This window comes from Dryocola clanedunensis (assembly GCF_038405435.1).
Lineage (GTDB): Bacteria > Pseudomonadota > Gammaproteobacteria > Enterobacterales > Enterobacteriaceae > Dryocola > Dryocola clanedunensis_A.
On record NZ_JBBYHZ010000062.1, the window covers coordinates 1 to 375 of the forward strand.

1 protein-coding gene is annotated in these 375 nt (G+C 74.9%); it reads left to right on the forward strand.

Features of this window, described 5'->3' with window-relative positions; all coding sequences use genetic code 11:
• Positions 1-375: ACP S-malonyltransferase (locus tag AAE045_RS23365; RefSeq protein ID WP_455549703.1), on the forward strand; the 375-nt coding region annotated here is incomplete at both ends.

Here is a 375-nt window from a genome sequence, read left to right on the forward strand (position 1 = left end):
GGCCGAGCTGCACCCGCAGATCCGCGAGGCTGTCACCGAGGCCTCCGACGGCGCCGGTGTCGACCTCTGGGCCCTTTCCCAGGGCGGCCCGGAGGAAATGCTCAACCGCACCGAGTACACCCAGCCGGCCCTGCTGGCGGCCAGCATCGGCGTCTGGCGCGCCTGGAACGCCGTTGGCGGCGCCAAGCCGGCCGTCCTGGCCGGCCACAGCCTGGGCGAGTACACCGCCCTGGTCGCCGCCGGCGCCCTGTCGCTGCGTGACGGCGCCCATCTGGTGCGCCTGCGCGGCCAGTTGATGCAGGAAGCCGCCCCGACCGGCGTGGGGGCCATGGCCGCCGTCCTCGGCGCGGAAGACGCCCTCGTCGTGGAGGTCTG